The sequence below is a fragment of the Streptomyces aureoversilis genome, from assembly GCF_042657885.1.
GTDB classification, from domain to species: domain Bacteria; phylum Actinomycetota; class Actinomycetes; order Streptomycetales; family Streptomycetaceae; genus Streptomyces; species Streptomyces aureoversilis.
Window position 1 is genome coordinate 18,067 of sequence record NZ_JBHSKJ010000025.1, and the last position, 14,097, is coordinate 32,163.

Here is a 14,097-nt window from a genome sequence, read left to right on the forward strand (position 1 = left end):
GGGAAGTGCCCGAAGTGGGCGGAATCAACCGGGAGACGAGCCGGGAACCGGCCGGGGCGTCAGCCGCCCGAGCCCGGGAGCTCCTCGGCCAGGGCCCGCAGCGCGAGCCGGTAGGAGCCGATGCCGAAGCCCGCGACCGTGCCGCTGGCGACGGCCGCGATCACGGAGGTGTGACGGAACTCCTCGCGGGCGTACGGGTTGGAGATGTGCACCTCGATGAGCGGCGCGGTGCGCTGGGCGGCCGCGTCACGCATGGCGTACGAATAGTGCGTGAACGCACCGGGGTTGATGACGACGGGGACCGATCCGTCGGCGGCCTCGTGCAGCCAGCGGACCAGCTCGCCCTCGTCGTTGGTCTCGCGCACCTCGACGGCGAAGCCGAGCTCGCCGCCGAGCCGGGTGCACTCCTCGACCAGGCCCTTGTAGGACGTCGAGCCGTAGACGTCGGGCTCGCGGGAGCCGAGCCGGCCGAGGTTGGGGCCGTTGAGCACGAAGACCCGGCGCGCCTGCCCCTCCCCTGCCCCGCTCACGCGGCGATCTCCGCGTGAGCGGCCAGCAGCATCGCCGGGTCGGGGCCCTCCAGGACCGTGGGCTTGGCGAGGCCGTCGAGGACGATGAAGCGCAGCAGGTCGCCGCGGGACTTCTTGTCGACCTTCATGGTCTCCACCAGCTTGGGCCACTGGTCGCCGCGGTAGGTGACCGGCAGGCCCACCGAGGTGAGGATCGCCCTGTGGCGGTCGGCCGTCGCGTCGTCGAGGCGGCCGGCGATGCGGCCGAGCTCGGCGGCGAAGACCATGCCCACGGCGACCGCCGCGCCGTGGCGCCAGTTGTAGCGCTCGTTCTTCTCGATGGCGTGGGCGAGGGTGTGACCGTAGTTGAGGATCTCGCGCCGGCCGGACTCCTTGAGGTCGCCGGAGACGACCTCCGCCTTGACCCGGATCGAGCGCTCGATCAGCTCGGCGGTGTGCGGCCCGGAGGGGGTGCGGGCGGCCTCGGGGTCCGCCTCGATCAGGTCGAGGATGGCCGGGTCGGCGATGAAGCCGGCCTTGATGATCTCGGCGAGGCCGCTGACGTAGTCGTTCACCGGCAGCGAGTCCAGCGCGGCCAGGTCGCACAGGACGCCGGCCGGCGGGTGGAAGGCGCCGACGAGGTTCTTGCCCTCGGCGGTGTTGATGCCGGTCTTGCCGCCGACGGCGGCGTCGACCATGGCCAGCACCGTGGTGGGCACGGCGATCCAGCGCACGCCGCGCAGCCAGGTGGCGGCGACGAAGCCGGCGAGGTCCGTGGTGGCGCCGCCGCCCACGCCGACGATGACGTCGGTGCGGGTGAAGTTGGTCTGGCCCAGTGCCTTCCAGCAGTAGGCCGCGACCTCGACGGTCTTGGACTCCTCCGCGTTGGGCAGCTGGATCGCGATGGCCTCGTAGCCCTGCGCGGCCAGGTCCTGGCGGATGGCCTCGCCCGTCTCGGCGAGGGCCTCGGGGTGGAGCACGGCGATCCGCTTGGCCTTGGTGCCGATGAGGCCGGGCAGCTCGCCCAGCAGCTGTCGCCCGACCAGGACCTCGTACGGGTCGGTGCCCGCGCTGCCGGCGACCTGGATGCGGGTGGGGGCGTCGGTCATGCGTTCCTCACTGCGTGGTGTCCTGTGTTCGGTCCCGCGGAGCCGGCGCCAGGTCCAGGGCCGCCAGCACCGCGCCGGCGACCTCGTCCGGCGTGCGGCCGCCGGTGGCGACGGTGGCCCGGGCGACCTCCGTGTAGAGGGGGCGGCGGGCCTCCATCAGCTCGCGCCAGCGCTGCCGCGGGTTGACCGCGAGCAGCGGGCGCGGGGCGTCGAGGCCGACGCGCCGTACGGCGTCGGCCAGCTCGACGTCGAGGAAGACCACCGGCAGCCCCGAGAGGAGGGCACGGGTGCCGTCGTCCATGATCGCGCCGCCGCCGAGGGAGAGCACGCCCGTGTGCTCCGCGACGGCCGCGCGCACGGCCTGCCGTTCCAGCTCGCGGAAGTGCGGCTCGCCCTCGTCGATGAAGATCTCCGGGATGGGCTTGCCGGCCGTCTTCTCGATGTCGGCGTCGGTGTCGCGGTAGCCGGTGCCCAGCCGCTGCGCGAGCAGGGCACCGATGGTGGACTTGCCGGCTCCCGGCGGGCCCACCAGCACGACGACGGGCGTGGTCACTTGATGGCCAGGTTCTCGAGGTAGCCCTGGACGTTGCGGCGGGTCTCGGCGACGTTGTCGCCGCCGAACTTCTCCGCCACGGCGTCGGCCAGGACCAGGGCGACCATCGCCTCGGCGACGATGCCGGCGGCCGGGACCGCGCAGACGTCGGAGCGCTGGTGGTGGGCCTGGGCGGCCTCGCCGGTGGCCACGTCGACCGTGCGCAGGGCGCGCGGCACGGTGGCGATCGGCTTCATCGCCGCACGGACGCGCAGCAGCTCGCCCGTGGTCAGACCGCCCTCGGTGCCGCCGGAGCGGCCGGAGGTGCGGCGGATGCCGTCCTCGGTGGAGACGATCTCGTCGTGGGCCTGCGAGCCCGGCACCCGGGCCAGCTCGAAGCCGTCGCCGACCTCGACGCCCTTGATCGCCTGAATGCCCATCAGGGCGGCGGCCAGGCGGGCGTCCAGACGGCGGTCCCAGTGCACGTGCGAGCCCAGGCCGACGGGCACGCCGTAGGCCAGGACCTCGACGACGCCGCCGAGGGTGTCGCCGTCCTTGTGGGCCTGGTCGATCTCCGCGACCATCGCCTTGCTCGCCGCCTCGTCCAGGCAGCGGACCGGGTCGGCGTCGAGCTTCTCGACGTCCGAGGGCGTGGGGTAGACACCGAGCGGGGCCTTGGCCGCCGCCAGCTCGATGACGTGGGAGACGATCTCGATGCCCGTCGTCTCCTTCAGGTAGGAGCGGGCGACGGCGCCGAGCGCGACGCGGGCGGCGGTCTCGCGCGCGGAGGCGCGCTCCAGGATCGGACGCGCCTCGTCGATGCCGTACTTCTGCATGCCCGCCAGGTCGGCGTGGCCGGGGCGGGGGCGGGTCAGCGGGGCGTTGCGGGCCATCGACGCCAGCTCCTCCGGGTCCACCGGATCGGCCGCCATGACCTTCTCCCACTTCGGCCACTCGGTGTTGCCCACCATGACCGCGACCGGGGAGCCCATCGTCAGACCGTGGCGCACGCCGCCGAGGAAGGTGACCTCGTCCTGCTCGAACTTCATGCGCGCGCCGCGGCCGTAGCCGAGCCGCCGGCGGGCCAGGTGGTCCGCCACCATGTCCGTGGTGACGGGGACACCGGCGGGCAGGCCCTCCAGCGTCGCCACGAGTGCCGGACCATGCGACTCACCGGCAGTCAGCCAGCGCAACCTGCTCAACGGGACTCCTCTTGCTCGCGCGCGCCTCGGATCTAGCGGCGTCCGGGTGCGCGGCCCCGGCCCGCCACTCCTGATCCTCCCATGCCGCGGGGCCCGGACCGCCCTCCGGTCCGCGTTGTGGGAAGGACTGAGTCAGGTCCTGGTCAGCGGATGGCCGGATTACGTCAGCCGCGGGCGGCCAGGGCGGCCTCGCCGGCGGCGCGCATGGCGGCCAGCGGGGCCCGCGGGCAGCCGGTCATCCGCTCGACCTGGAGGACGGCCTGGTGAACCAGCAGGTCCAGGCCGCCGAGGACCGCGCCGCCGCGCGCGGACCAGGCCGCGGCCAGCGGGGTGGGCCAGGGCTCGTAGAGCACGTCGAAGAGGGCGCCGGGGCGCTCCGGGACGGCGCCCGCGAGCGCGTCGGCGGCCCCGGCCGGGGTCGTGGCGATGACCAGCGGGGCGGTGAGGGCCTCGGCGGCGCGCGACCAGTCCGCGGTGCGGACGGCCACGCCGAGCCGCTCGCCCCACTCGCGCATCTCGGCGGCACGGGCCTCGCTGCGGACGTAGACGGTGACCTCGCCGGTGCAGATCCCGGCGAGGGCGGCGAGGGCCGAGGAAGCGGTGGCACCGGCGCCCAGCACGGCGGCGGAGCCGGCCTCGGTCACGCCGCGCTCGCGCAGGGCCGCGGCGATGCCGGGGATGTCGGTGTTGTCACCGAGACGGCGGCCGTCCTCGGTGAACACGACGGTGTTGACGGCCTCGACGGAGGCGGCCGTTTCGCTGACCTCGTCGAGCAGCGGGATCACCGCACGCTTGAGCGGCATGGTCAGGGACAGCCCCGCCCAGCTGCCGTCCAGCCCGCCGAGGAACGCGGGCAGCGCGGCCTCGTCCACCTCGAAGCGGTCGTAGCTCCACTGCCCCAGGCCCAGCTCCGCGTACGCGGCGCGGTGCAGGACCGGGGAGAGCGAGTGGGCGATCGGCGAGCCGAGCACGGCGGCGCGGCGGCGCTCCTCGGGCCGGCTCACTGCGACTTCCTGCTCTTGTTGAACTCGTCCACGAGCTTCTGGTGCTCCTGCAGGTTCTTGGTGAACGTCGTCTTCTCCTTGATGGAGACGAAGTAGTACCAGTCCCCCGGCTCCGGGTCCATGGCCGCCTTGAGGGCCTGCTCGCCGGGGTTGCCGATGGGGCCGGGGGGCAGGCCCTTGTAGAAGTAGGTGTTGTACGGGTGGTCGAGGGCCCGGATCTGCTTGGGGCTGAGGTCCAGCTTGCTCTGGTTCTTGACGTAGTTGTACGTCGAGTCGAACTCCAGCTTGCCGTTCGTCTCGGTGTTGGTGGGCTTGAGGCGGTTGTAGATGACCCGCGCCATCTTGCGGAAGTCGTCGTGCGTCATGCCCTCGGCGTTGACGAGGCTGGCCACGGTGATCAGCTGGAGCGGGGACTTCAGGCCCAGCTCGCGGGCCTTGCCCTCCAGGTCCTGCTTGGCGTAGTTCTCGTTCGCCCGGGCGACCATCTGCTTGAGGATGGTCTCCGGCTTGGTGCCCTTGCCCGCGCTGTACTGCGAGGGGAAGAGGAAGCCCTCCAGCGGGTCCTTGATCTTCGGGTCGGTGTTGGCCCACGCGGGCAGCCCGAGGCTCTTCGCCTGGTTCTTCGCGACGCCCTCGGTGGTGCCCGCGGCGAGGCCGAGCTTCTCGTCGATGGCCGCGTAGACCTGGACGGCACGCCGGCCCTCGGCGATGGTCAGGAAGTTGGCCGCGTTGGTCATCATCTCGACGGCCGCGGCGCCCGACATCTCCTTGCGCAGGGTGTAGGTGCCGGCCTGGATGGCCTTGCCCTTGGGGTTCTTGCCCGCGGCCTCGGTGAAGGCGCCCACGCTCTTGACGACGCCCGCCTCGTGCAGCACCCGGCCCATGGCGGTGAGGCTGGAGTCCTTGGGGATCTCGACCCGCACCTCGCCGCTGCCCTGGCCCTCGTAGTCGGGCGCGGCGCCGAAGTGGGTCTGCCAGTAGTCGTAGGCGAAGTAGCCGCCACCGCCCACGACGCCGAGCAGGACCACCGCGACCACCAGGCAGGCGGTACCGCTGCGGCGCTTGTTCTTCTTGGGCTTCTTGCCCTTGCCGCGGCGGTCGCGGCCGCGGGAGCGCTCCTCGCGGGGCTCGTCGTCCTCGGGCTCGTCCCCGGCCGCGGCCTCGCCGTCCCGCTCGCCGGGGCGGCCGGTGGCGGGGGGCAGGTCGTCGAAGAGGGAGATCTTCTCCTCGTCGGGCTCGGACCACTCCTGCTGCGGCTGGTAGCCCTGGTGCTGTTGCGACTGCTGCTGGGCCTGATGGGCCTGCTGCTGGGCCTGCTGCGGCTGCTGATGCCCCTGCCGGCCGTGGCCGTGCGGCTGCTGCGGATGCTGGGGCTGCTGGTGCTGGGGCTGCTGCGGCTGCTGCTGATAGCCGTCGGGCACGCCGTAGTAGTCGCCGCCCTGGCCCCCGCCGTACGTGCCGCCGTCCTGCTGCCCGTACTGCTGCCGGCCGCCCTGCGGCTGCCCGCCCTGCGAGGGGTCCCAGCCGTACTGCTGCTGGCCGTGACCGTACTGAGGCTGCTGCGACTGCTGCGGATGCTGCTGCTGTCCGCTGTAGCCCTGGTCCCCGTACAGCGGGTCGTCAGGATGCCACGGTTGGGAGCCGGAGCCCCGGCCGTACTCAGTCATCGATCCCCTAGAGCCGCGCAGCGGCAGCAGGTGGGCGCTCCGAGGAGCGCGGTTCCCAGTCGCCCGGCCGTCGTCGAAGACGTCAGCCGGGCGGCTGCCTTGTTCAGCGCGGAACGTTACCGTACTGCGATCAGATGACCACTTCGACGGTCTCGCCCGGGGGCCTGCCGGAGACCTTCTCGGTCTCCAGCGCGTTCTGCAGGATGACGACCGCGGCCGCCTGGTCGACCACGGACCGGCCCTTCTTCGAGCTGACGCCCGAGGCGCGCAGGCCCTGCGTGGCCGTCACCGTCGTCATCCGCTCGTCGACGAGGCGCACCGGCACGGGCGCCACGCGGCGCGCCATCTCCTTGGCGAAGGTGCGCACCTTGGCCGCGGCCGGCCCCTCCCCTCCTTTGAGGGAACGGGGCAGGCCGACGACGACCTCGATCGGCTCGTACTCCGCGACGATCTCCACGAGCCGCTTGTGGGCCTTGGGGATGTCACGCCCCGGCACGGTCTCCACCGGCGTGGCGAGGATCCCGTCGGGGTCGCACGAGGCGACCCCGATCCGGGCGTCCCCGACGTCGACGGAGATGCGTCTTCCTCGGCGCACGGGGATCAGGCCGCCTCGGCCACGAGGCGCTCGACGGCGGCCATGGCCTCGTCGACGGCCTCGGGGTTCTGGCCGCCGCCCTGGGCGACGTCGGGCTTGCCGCCCCCGCCGCCGCCGAGGGTCTTGGCGGCCGTGCGGACCAGGTCGCCGGCCTTGAGACCGCGCTCGCGGGCGGCCTCGTTGGTGGCGATGACCGTCAGCGGACGGCCGTTGGCCACCGTGAACAGCGCGACCACGGCCGGGCGGCCGCCGTTGATGCGGCTGCGCACGTCGAGGACGAGCTTGCGCAGGTCGTCGGCGCCGGTGCCGTCCGGGACGCGGCCGGTGACCAGGGCGGTGCCGTGCACGTCCTTGGCGCCCTCGGCCAGGCCCGCGGCGGCCTGCAGGACCTTCTCGGCGCGGAAGCGCTCGATCTCCTTCTCGGCGTCCTTGAGCTTGGCGAGCATCCCGGAGATCTTCTCCGGCAGCTCCTCCGGGCGGCCCTTGACGAGCTCCTGGAGCTGGGCGACGACCGTGTGCTCCTTGGCCAGGAAGTTGTAGGCGTCGACGCCGACGAGGGCCTCGACACGGCGCACGCCGGAGCCGATGGACGACTCGCCCAGCAGCTTCACCAGACCCAGCTGGGCGGTGTTGCCCACGTGGGTGCCGCCGCACAGCTCCTTGGAGAAGTCGCCGATGGTCACGACGCGCACGCGCTCGCCGTACTTCTCGCCGAACTCGGCGATGGCGCCGGCCTTCTTGGCCTCGTCCAGGCTCATCACCTCGGCCTGCACGTCGAGCTCCCGGGAGAGGACCTCGTTGATGCGCTGCTCGACGTCGGTCAGCACGGTGCCGGGCACGGCGGCCGGCGAGCCGAAGTCGAAGCGGAAGCGGCCCGGCGAGTTCTCCGAGCCGGCCTGGGCGGCCGTCGGGCCGAGCGCGTCGCGCAGGGCCTGGTGGGTGAGGTGGGTGGCCGAGTGGGCGCGGGCGATGGCCCGGCGGCGCGTGACGTCGATCGCGGCGTAGGCGGAGGCACCCACGGTGACCTCGCCGACCTGGACGACGCCCTTGTGGACGTGCACGCCCGGCACGGGCTTCTGCACGTCGCGGATCTCGATCACGGCACCGGTGTCGAGCTTGATGCGGCCGGTGTCGGCCAGCTGGCCGCCGCCCTCGGCGTAGAAGGGGGTGCGGTCCAGGATGACCTCGACGTCGTCGCCCTCGGTGGCGGCCGGCGAGGGCAGGCCGTCGACGAGGAGACCGACGATCGTGGACTCGTTCTCGTTGCGGGTGTAGCCGGTGAACTCGGTCTCGCCCGCGGTGTCGGCGACCTCGCGGTAGGAGGACAGGTCGGCGTGACCGGTCTTCTTGGCCTTGGCGTCGGCCTTGGCGCGCTCCCGCTGCTCCTTCATCAGGCGGCGGAAGCCGTCCTCGTCCACGGAGAGGCCCTGCTCGGCGGCCATCTCCAGGGTGAGGTCGATCGGGAAGCCCCAGGTGTCGTGGAGCAGGAACGCCTTGTCGCCGGCCAGGACCTTGCCGCCGGAGGCCTTGGTCTCCGTCACGGCGGTGTCGAGGATGTTGGTGCCGGCCTTCAGCGTCTTGAGGAAGGCGGCCTCCTCGGCGAGGGCGACCGTCTCGATGCGCTTGCGGTCGGTCTCCAGCTCCGGGTACTGCTGGCCCATCGTCTTGATGACGACGTCGAGGAGCTCGGCCACGACGGGGCCGGTGGCACCCATCAGGCGCATGTTGCGGATGGCGCGGCGCATGATGCGGCGCAGGACGTAGCCGCGGCCCTCGTTGCCGGGGGTGACGCCGTCGCCGATGAGCATGGTGGAGGTGCGCATGTGGTCGGCGACCACGCGCAGCGAGACGTCGGTGTCCCGGGCGGCGCCGTAGCGGACGCCCGTCAGCTCGGTGGCCTTGTCCATGACGACGCGCAGGGTGTCGGTCTCGTACATGTTCTGCACGCCCTGCAGGATCATGGCGAGGCGCTCGAGGCCGAGACCGGTGTCGATGTTCTTCGACGGCAGCTCCCCGAGGATCGGGAAGTCCTCCTTGCCGTCGCCGGCGCCGCGCTCGTACTGCATGAAGACCAGGTTCCAGATCTCCACGTAGCGCTCGTCGTTGACGGCCGGGCCGCCCTCGGCGCCGAACTCCGGGCCCCGGTCGTAGTTGATCTCGGAGCACGGGCCGCACGGGCCGGGCACGCCCATGGACCAGTAGTTGTCCTTCTTGCCCAGGCGCTGAATCCGCTCGGCGGGCACGCCGACGACGTCGCGCCAGATGCGCTCGGCCTCGTCGTCCTCGAGGTAGACGGTGATCCAGAGCTTCTCCGGCTCCAGGCCGAAGCCGCCGTCCGCCACGGGAGTCGTGAGCAGCTCCCAGGCGAGCTTGATGGCGCCTTCCTTGAAGTAGTCGCCGAAGGAGAAGTTGCCGCACATCTGGAAGAACGTGCCGTGGCGGGTGGTCTTGCCGACCTCTTCGATGTCCGGGGTGCGGACGCACTTCTGCACGCTGGTGGCGCGCGTGAAGGGCGGCTTGACCTCGCCGAGGAAGTACGGCTTGAAGGGCACCATGCCCGCGGGGACCAGGAGCAGGGTCGGGTCGTCCGCGATGAGCGACGCCGACGGCACGACGGTGTGCCCACGCTCCTCGAAGAAGCGCAGCCAGCGCCTGCGGATTTCAGCCGACTCCATCAGTGGTCCTCTTTCCGGGTGTGCGAGTGGTAGGTGTGCTGCGGGTCGATCGCCACGAGGTGGCGCTGGCCGGGGAGCGCGCGGTGCTCGGGGGCGGGCGGCGCGGCCGTGAGGCCGAGCGCGTCCTTGAGCGCCTCTTCCCGGTGCGCCATGCCGTCGCGGACGTCCAGCGCGAAGAGCTTGACCTTGCGCCCGGCGATGACCGCTCGGTCCGCGGCCTGCAGGGCCAGGCTCTCCGGGGTGAGCTTGGCGAGCTTCCGGTTGACCTTGGTGGTGGCCCAGACACCGGCTGCTACACCGGTCGTGAACCAGAAGGTGCGGCGGAACATTCCTGGGTCAACCCTTCCCACGGGTGCGGCGGCCGGCGCGTGCGGACGGCAGAGGGCGGCCGCCGGCCTTGCCGACGAAGACGGAGCGCTCCGGCTCGGGGGCGGCCTTGCGGCCCATCGCCCGCCGCACGCCGTAGCCGAAGGCGGCGACCTTGACCAGCGGGCCGCCGAAGGCGGAGGAGACGGTCGAGGAGAGCGCCGAGGCGTTCGCCGTGACCTCCTGGACGTCCGCGGCGATCGAGTCGACGCGGGCGAGCTGGGTGTGCGCGGAGCGGACCGTCGCCGAGGCGTCGGCGAGGAGCGGCACGGCCTGCTCGGTGACGTCCGCGACCAGTCTGGTGGCCGCCTTGAGCGTCTGCGCGAGCCGCACCAGCACCAAGGCGATGAAGGACACCAGAATGGCCCAGAAGACGGCCACGAGGATCCCGGCCACCTCTCCACCGGACACGATGCACCCGCTCCCTAGCTGGTCTTCGTCGCTTTCTGTACCTGCCCGGCTGTATTTCTGGGCAGGTACTGACCTTATCGCGCCGGGCATCGGGGCCCGCACCGCATTTGCCGCCGAGCCCCGCGGGCCCGCGAAGCGGGTGTTTACGGTGCGCATCCCCGTCAGTACCCTCTGTGTGCCATGTCACCGCTCTCCGGCTCCCCGCACCCCGGACCCCTCCCTCACGAGCCCCGCACACCCCACGGGCCCCGTCCCGACGGCACCCGGGCCGCCGCCCGCACCCGCCCTCCGGGCAGTCCGCCCGCCGAGCTGTCCTCTTTCGTCGGCCGGGAGCGCGAGCTGGACGCCCTGGCGGGGTACGTGGAGCGGGCGCGCGTGGTGACGGTCACCGGGGTCGGGGGCGTCGGCAAGAGCCGGATCGTCGCCCGGGCGGCAGCACGGCTGCAGGATCGCTTCTGCGACGGGGCGCGGCTCGTGGGGCTCTCGGCCCTCACCGACCCCGCCCTGCTGGACCACGCGGTCGCCGCGGCGCTCGGGCTGACCGATCACACCGGCCGGCCGGCGCGCGCCTGCCTGCTGGAACAGCTCGCCGACCGGAGCCTGCTGCTCGTCCTCGACGGCTGCGAGCACCTCGCCGGGGCCTGCGCCGGCCTGGTGCACGAGCTGCTGGCGCGGGCGCCCGGGCTGCGCGTGCTGGCCACGTCCCGGCGGCCCCTGCGCGTGGAGGGCGAGCACGTCTTCGCGCTGGCGCCGATGCCGGACGCCGAGGCCGTCGCCCTCTTCGAGGAGCGGGCCGCGGCCGTGCACCCGGGCTTCCGGGCCGGGGAGGCGGGCGGCGCGGCCACGGCCGAGCTGTGCCGCAGGCTCGACGGGATCCCGCTGGCCCTGGAACTGGCGGCCGGGCGGCTGGGCGCCCTGTCCGCCGGCCAGGTGCTGGAGCGGCTGGACGACCGCTTCCGGCTGCTGAGCGGCGTCCGGCACGGCGCGCTGCCGCGCCATCAGACGCTGCGCACGGCCATCGGCTGGAGCCATGAGCTGTGCACCCCCGCGGAGCGGCTGCTGTGGGCCCGGCTCACGGTCTTCGCCGGCCTCTTCGAGCTGGAGGCGGCGGAGTACATCTGCTCGGGCCCGGAGCTGCCCGCCGACAGGCTGCCGGACGTGCTGAGCGAGCTGGTGGCGCAGTCCGTCGTGGTCCGGGAGGACACCCCGCTCGGCACGCGCTACCGGCTGCTGGACACGGTCCGGATGTACGGGGCGGGCTGGCTGGACGCCCTGGGCGAGACCCGGCGGATGCGCCGCAGGCACCGCGACTGGTACATGGGGCTCGCGACCTGGTGCGAGCTCGACTGGTTCAGCCCCCGGCAGGCGGAGGTGGCCGCCCGGGTCGGCGCGGAGCTGCCGAACCTGCGGATCGCCCTGGAGCACAGCCTGGAGGACGCCGGGGAGGCCCACATCGGCCAGTACCTGGCGGCGACGCTGTGGTTCTGCTGGGTGGGCTGCGGCCGGCTCGCGGAGGGGCGGCACTGGCTGGAGCGGGCCCTGGAGGTGACGCCGGAGCGGGCCCACGAGGAGACGCGGCTCAAGGCCCTGTGGGTGCTCGGCTACGTGGCGGTGCTCCAGGGCGACTCCGCGGGCGCGCTCACGGCGCTCGGCGAGTGCCGTGCGACGGCCGAGCGCTCCGGAAACGACCGGGCCCTCGCCTACGCCGAGCACCGCACCGGCTGCCTGGCCCTGGTCTCCGACGACATGGCGGGCGCGGAACGGCTCCTGCGGTCCGCGCTCGCCCGCTACCGCGAGGCCGGCGAGCTGAACAGCAACGTGCTGATGGCTCAGGTGGAGCTCGCGATGGCGATCGCCTTCCAGGAGGACCTGGCAGGGGCGGTGACGCTGTGCGAGGAGGTCCGGGACGTCTGCGCGGACCACGGCGAGCGCTGGACCCTGGCCTACGCGCTGTACGTCCTGGGCTTCGCGGCCTGGAGCGGCGGGGACCGGGCGCGGGCCCGGGCACTGCTGGAGGAGTGCCTGGCGATCGACCACGCCTTCCACGACCTGGTGGGCGCCGTCCTCGCGATCGAGCTGCTGGCCCTGGTGACGCTGGAGGAGGGCGGCCCGGACGGGGCCGCGGAGGCCGCGGTGTTGCAGGGAGCGGCAGGGCGGCTGTGGCGCTCGGTGGGGCTGCCGCTGTTCGGCTCCCGCTTCTTCAACGCCCCGCACGCGCTGTGCGAGCGGCGGCTGCGCGAGCGGCTGGGGCGGCGGCGCTACGAGGAGTACGTGCGCGAGGGCGCCCTGCTCGATGCGGACGCGGCGACGGCGCGGGCGCTGCGCGGGCGCACCCCGGTCCCGGAAACGCGGCAGCCCGCCGCCCCGCCGGCCACGAGGGCCGGGGAGACAGCGGGCTGAGCGTGAAGGAAGAGCTACGTCGGCTGGATCAGCGGGCGTAGTACTCGACGACGAGCTGCTCGTCGCAGATGACCGGAACTTCCTTGCGGTTGGGCAGGCGGTCCAGGCGGAAGGCCAGGGCGCCCAGGTTGACCTGCAGGTAGCGCGGGGTCTCACCCTCGGCGGCGAAGCCACCGGCGCGGGCGGTCTCGAACAGCGGCTTGCTGCGGCTGCGCTCGCGGACCATCACGACGTCGTTCGGGGCGACGCGGAAGGACGGCTTGTCGACCTTGCCACCGTTGACCTCGATGTGGCCGTGGACGACCATCTGACGGGCCTGGTAGATGGTGCGGGCGATGCCCGAACGCAGGACGAGGGCGTCGAGGCGGCGCTCGAGCTCGACCACCAGGGCCTCGCCGGTCTTGCCCTCGGCCTTGCGGGCGCGGTCGTAGGCACGGACCATCTGGCGCTCGCTGATGTCGTACTGGGCGCGCAGACGCTGCTTCTCGAGCAGACGGACCTTGTAGTCGCTGTTCTGCTTGCGGCCACGGCCGTGCTCACCCGGCGGGTAGGGGCGGGCCTCGAAGTACTTGACGGCCTTCGGGGTCAGCGCAATGCCGAGCGCACGAGACTTCTTGACCTTGGGACGCGACTGGTTAGGCACGTTCTCCAGACCTCCGAAATAGGTTAGGTTAGGCTTACCTTACTCAAGGAGATCGCATGTCTCGCCCGGGGAACACCAGTCACATCACGGACAGCACGCAGAAGACGGACGCTCTCGATGGCGCCGACGTGACGGAGGTCCGATCAGATCGTGGTCAGCCGCGTCCCAGCGGACTTGAAATCGCGCGGATGCCGTCAGCAGCCGAGCGCACACGAACTCTCGTACAGAGTACATGCTCCGCGGTACTGCTGATTCCAGGGGCCGCCGTCACCCGCCCCGACCAGCTGGCGCCCGAGGCGCGCAGCGTCGGCCCCGACGGCGAGATCTTCCTTGTCTTCCCCTCCGACAGCCCGGCCGTGCGCGCCGCGACCCACGCCCAGGACGACGAGCTGGCCGCCGTCCTGGAGCTCACCGACGTGGCCCCGGTCTCCGTGCCCAACCGCATCCGCGGCCGCGCCTGGGTCTCCGGCTGGGTCACCTGCGTCCCCGGCGTGACCGAGCCCGGCCGCATGATGGTGCGCCTGGAGGTCGGCGAGGCGAGCGTGGACGACCTGTGGGGCGCGGAGGACGTGGAGCCGGAGGAGTTCGCCCGGGCCCACCCCGACCCGCTCGTCTGCCACGAGGCCGAGCTGCTGCAACACCTGCATTCCGGCCACGGCGACCAGGTGCGCGCGCTCTACACGCTCCTCGGCGAGCGGGCCGAGGACGTGCGCCGCGCGGGCGACCGGGCGGTGCCGCTGGCGCTGGACCGCTTCGGGCTGCGCGTGCGGTTCACCCGCGCGGGCGGCGGGGCGCCCGCGGACCGGTCCTTCGACGCGCGCTTCGAGTTCCCGGAGCCGGTCCGCGACGTGGTCGGCCTGCGCCGGGCGATGCACACGTTGTTCGAGGCGGCCTCGGATTGACGGGGGCCGGCTGAGCGGGTCCCGGCACTGCCGGACGCCATCACGGGGGTTGCGCACCATTGCGGCGGATGCAAGGTGCTTG

13 protein-coding genes are annotated in these 14,097 nt (G+C 72.8%); 2 read left to right on the forward strand and 11 right to left on the reverse strand.

Going from position 1 to position 14,097, the window contains the following annotated elements; all coding sequences use genetic code 11:
- Positions 1 to 59: 59 nt before the first annotated feature.
- The 10 genes from aroQ to ACFPP6_RS31950 form a co-directional block, all read right to left on the reverse strand.
- Positions 60 to 530, reverse strand: a complete 471-nt coding sequence (gene aroQ, locus ACFPP6_RS31905) for a type II 3-dehydroquinate dehydratase (RefSeq protein ID WP_382049758.1) — start codon at positions 528 to 530, stop codon at positions 60 to 62.
- Positions 527 to 1,618 carry a 3-dehydroquinate synthase gene (aroB, locus tag ACFPP6_RS31910; protein ID WP_382049760.1) on the reverse strand — a complete coding sequence of 364 codons (1,092 nt, stop codon included), beginning with the start codon at positions 1,616 to 1,618 and terminating at the stop codon, positions 527 to 529. Before aroB ends, aroQ begins: the two co-directional genes overlap by 4 nt.
- A 7-nt stretch (positions 1,619 to 1,625) precedes the next feature.
- Positions 1,626 to 2,171, reverse strand: a complete 546-nt coding sequence (locus ACFPP6_RS31915) for a shikimate kinase (RefSeq protein ID WP_382049762.1) — start codon at positions 2,169 to 2,171, stop codon at positions 1,626 to 1,628.
- Complete coding sequence (aroC, locus tag ACFPP6_RS31920; RefSeq protein WP_382049764.1) at positions 2,168 to 3,352, reverse strand: chorismate synthase; 1,185 nt, start codon at positions 3,350 to 3,352, stop codon at positions 2,168 to 2,170. Before aroC ends, ACFPP6_RS31915 begins: the two co-directional genes overlap by 4 nt.
- A 164-nt stretch (positions 3,353 to 3,516) precedes the next feature.
- On the reverse strand, positions 3,517 to 4,356 hold the full coding sequence (locus tag ACFPP6_RS31925; protein ID WP_382049766.1) for a shikimate dehydrogenase: 840 nt from the start codon (positions 4,354 to 4,356) through the stop codon (positions 3,517 to 3,519).
- Positions 4,353 to 6,023: an endolytic transglycosylase MltG gene (gene mltG / locus ACFPP6_RS31930; RefSeq protein WP_382049768.1), complete on the reverse strand. Its 1,671-nt coding sequence runs from the start codon at positions 6,021 to 6,023 to the stop codon at positions 4,353 to 4,355. Before mltG ends, ACFPP6_RS31925 begins: the two co-directional genes overlap by 4 nt.
- A 130-nt stretch (positions 6,024 to 6,153) precedes the next feature.
- The gene (gene ruvX / locus ACFPP6_RS31935; RefSeq protein ID WP_043188057.1) at positions 6,154 to 6,618 is read right to left on the reverse strand and encodes a Holliday junction resolvase RuvX; all 465 of its coding nucleotides are present in this window, start codon (positions 6,616 to 6,618) and stop codon (positions 6,154 to 6,156) included.
- A gap of 5 nt (positions 6,619 to 6,623) precedes the next feature.
- Positions 6,624 to 9,293 carry an alanine--tRNA ligase gene (gene alaS, locus ACFPP6_RS31940; protein WP_382049771.1) on the reverse strand — a complete coding sequence of 890 codons (2,670 nt, stop codon included), beginning with the start codon at positions 9,291 to 9,293 and terminating at the stop codon, positions 6,624 to 6,626.
- The gene (locus ACFPP6_RS31945) at positions 9,293 to 9,622 is read right to left on the reverse strand and encodes a hypothetical protein (protein WP_382049773.1); all 330 of its coding nucleotides are present in this window, start codon (positions 9,620 to 9,622) and stop codon (positions 9,293 to 9,295) included. Before ACFPP6_RS31945 ends, alaS begins: the two co-directional genes overlap by 1 nt.
- Positions 9,623 to 9,629: 7 nt before the next feature.
- Positions 9,630 to 10,070 carry a DUF948 domain-containing protein gene (locus tag ACFPP6_RS31950; protein WP_168091324.1) on the reverse strand — a complete coding sequence of 147 codons (441 nt, stop codon included), beginning with the start codon at positions 10,068 to 10,070 and terminating at the stop codon, positions 9,630 to 9,632.
- 180 nt (positions 10,071 to 10,250) lie between these two features.
- On the opposite strand from ACFPP6_RS31950, the gene ACFPP6_RS31955 reads away from it, so the two are divergent.
- Complete coding sequence (locus ACFPP6_RS31955) at positions 10,251 to 12,470, forward strand: ATP-binding protein (protein ID WP_382049775.1); 2,220 nt, start codon at positions 10,251 to 10,253, stop codon at positions 12,468 to 12,470.
- Positions 12,471 to 12,498: 28 nt separating this feature from the next.
- Here ACFPP6_RS31955 and rpsD read toward each other — a convergent pair whose 3' ends face one another.
- Positions 12,499 to 13,113: a 30S ribosomal protein S4 gene (rpsD, locus tag ACFPP6_RS31960; RefSeq protein WP_058045279.1), complete on the reverse strand. Its 615-nt coding sequence runs from the start codon at positions 13,111 to 13,113 to the stop codon at positions 12,499 to 12,501.
- Positions 13,114 to 13,301: 188 nt separating this feature from the next.
- On the opposite strand from rpsD, the gene ACFPP6_RS31965 reads away from it, so the two are divergent.
- On the forward strand, positions 13,302 to 14,015 hold the full coding sequence (locus ACFPP6_RS31965; RefSeq protein WP_382049777.1) for a DUF2470 domain-containing protein: 714 nt from the start codon (positions 13,302 to 13,304) through the stop codon (positions 14,013 to 14,015).
- Positions 14,016 to 14,097 lie beyond the last annotated feature (82 nt).

Bases quoted from the DNA above. Each gene is read 5' to 3' on its own strand.
- aroB (WP_382049760.1), bottom strand. From the start codon at position 1,618: ATGACCGACGCCCCCACCCGCATCCAGGTCGCCGGCAGCGCGGGCACC.
- mltG (WP_382049768.1), bottom strand. From the start codon at position 6,023: ATGACTGAGTACGGCCGGGGCTCCGGCTCCCAACCGTGGCATCCTGAC.
- alaS (WP_382049771.1), bottom strand. From the start codon at position 9,293: ATGGAGTCGGCTGAAATCCGCAGGCGCTGGCTGCGCTTCTTCGAGGAG.
- ACFPP6_RS31945 (WP_382049773.1), bottom strand. From the start codon at position 9,622: ATGTTCCGCCGCACCTTCTGGTTCACGACCGGTGTAGCAGCCGGTGTC.
- ACFPP6_RS31955 (WP_382049775.1), top strand. From the start codon at position 10,251: ATGTCACCGCTCTCCGGCTCCCCGCACCCCGGACCCCTCCCTCACGAG.
- ACFPP6_RS31965 (WP_382049777.1), top strand. From the start codon at position 13,302: ATGCCGTCAGCAGCCGAGCGCACACGAACTCTCGTACAGAGTACATGC.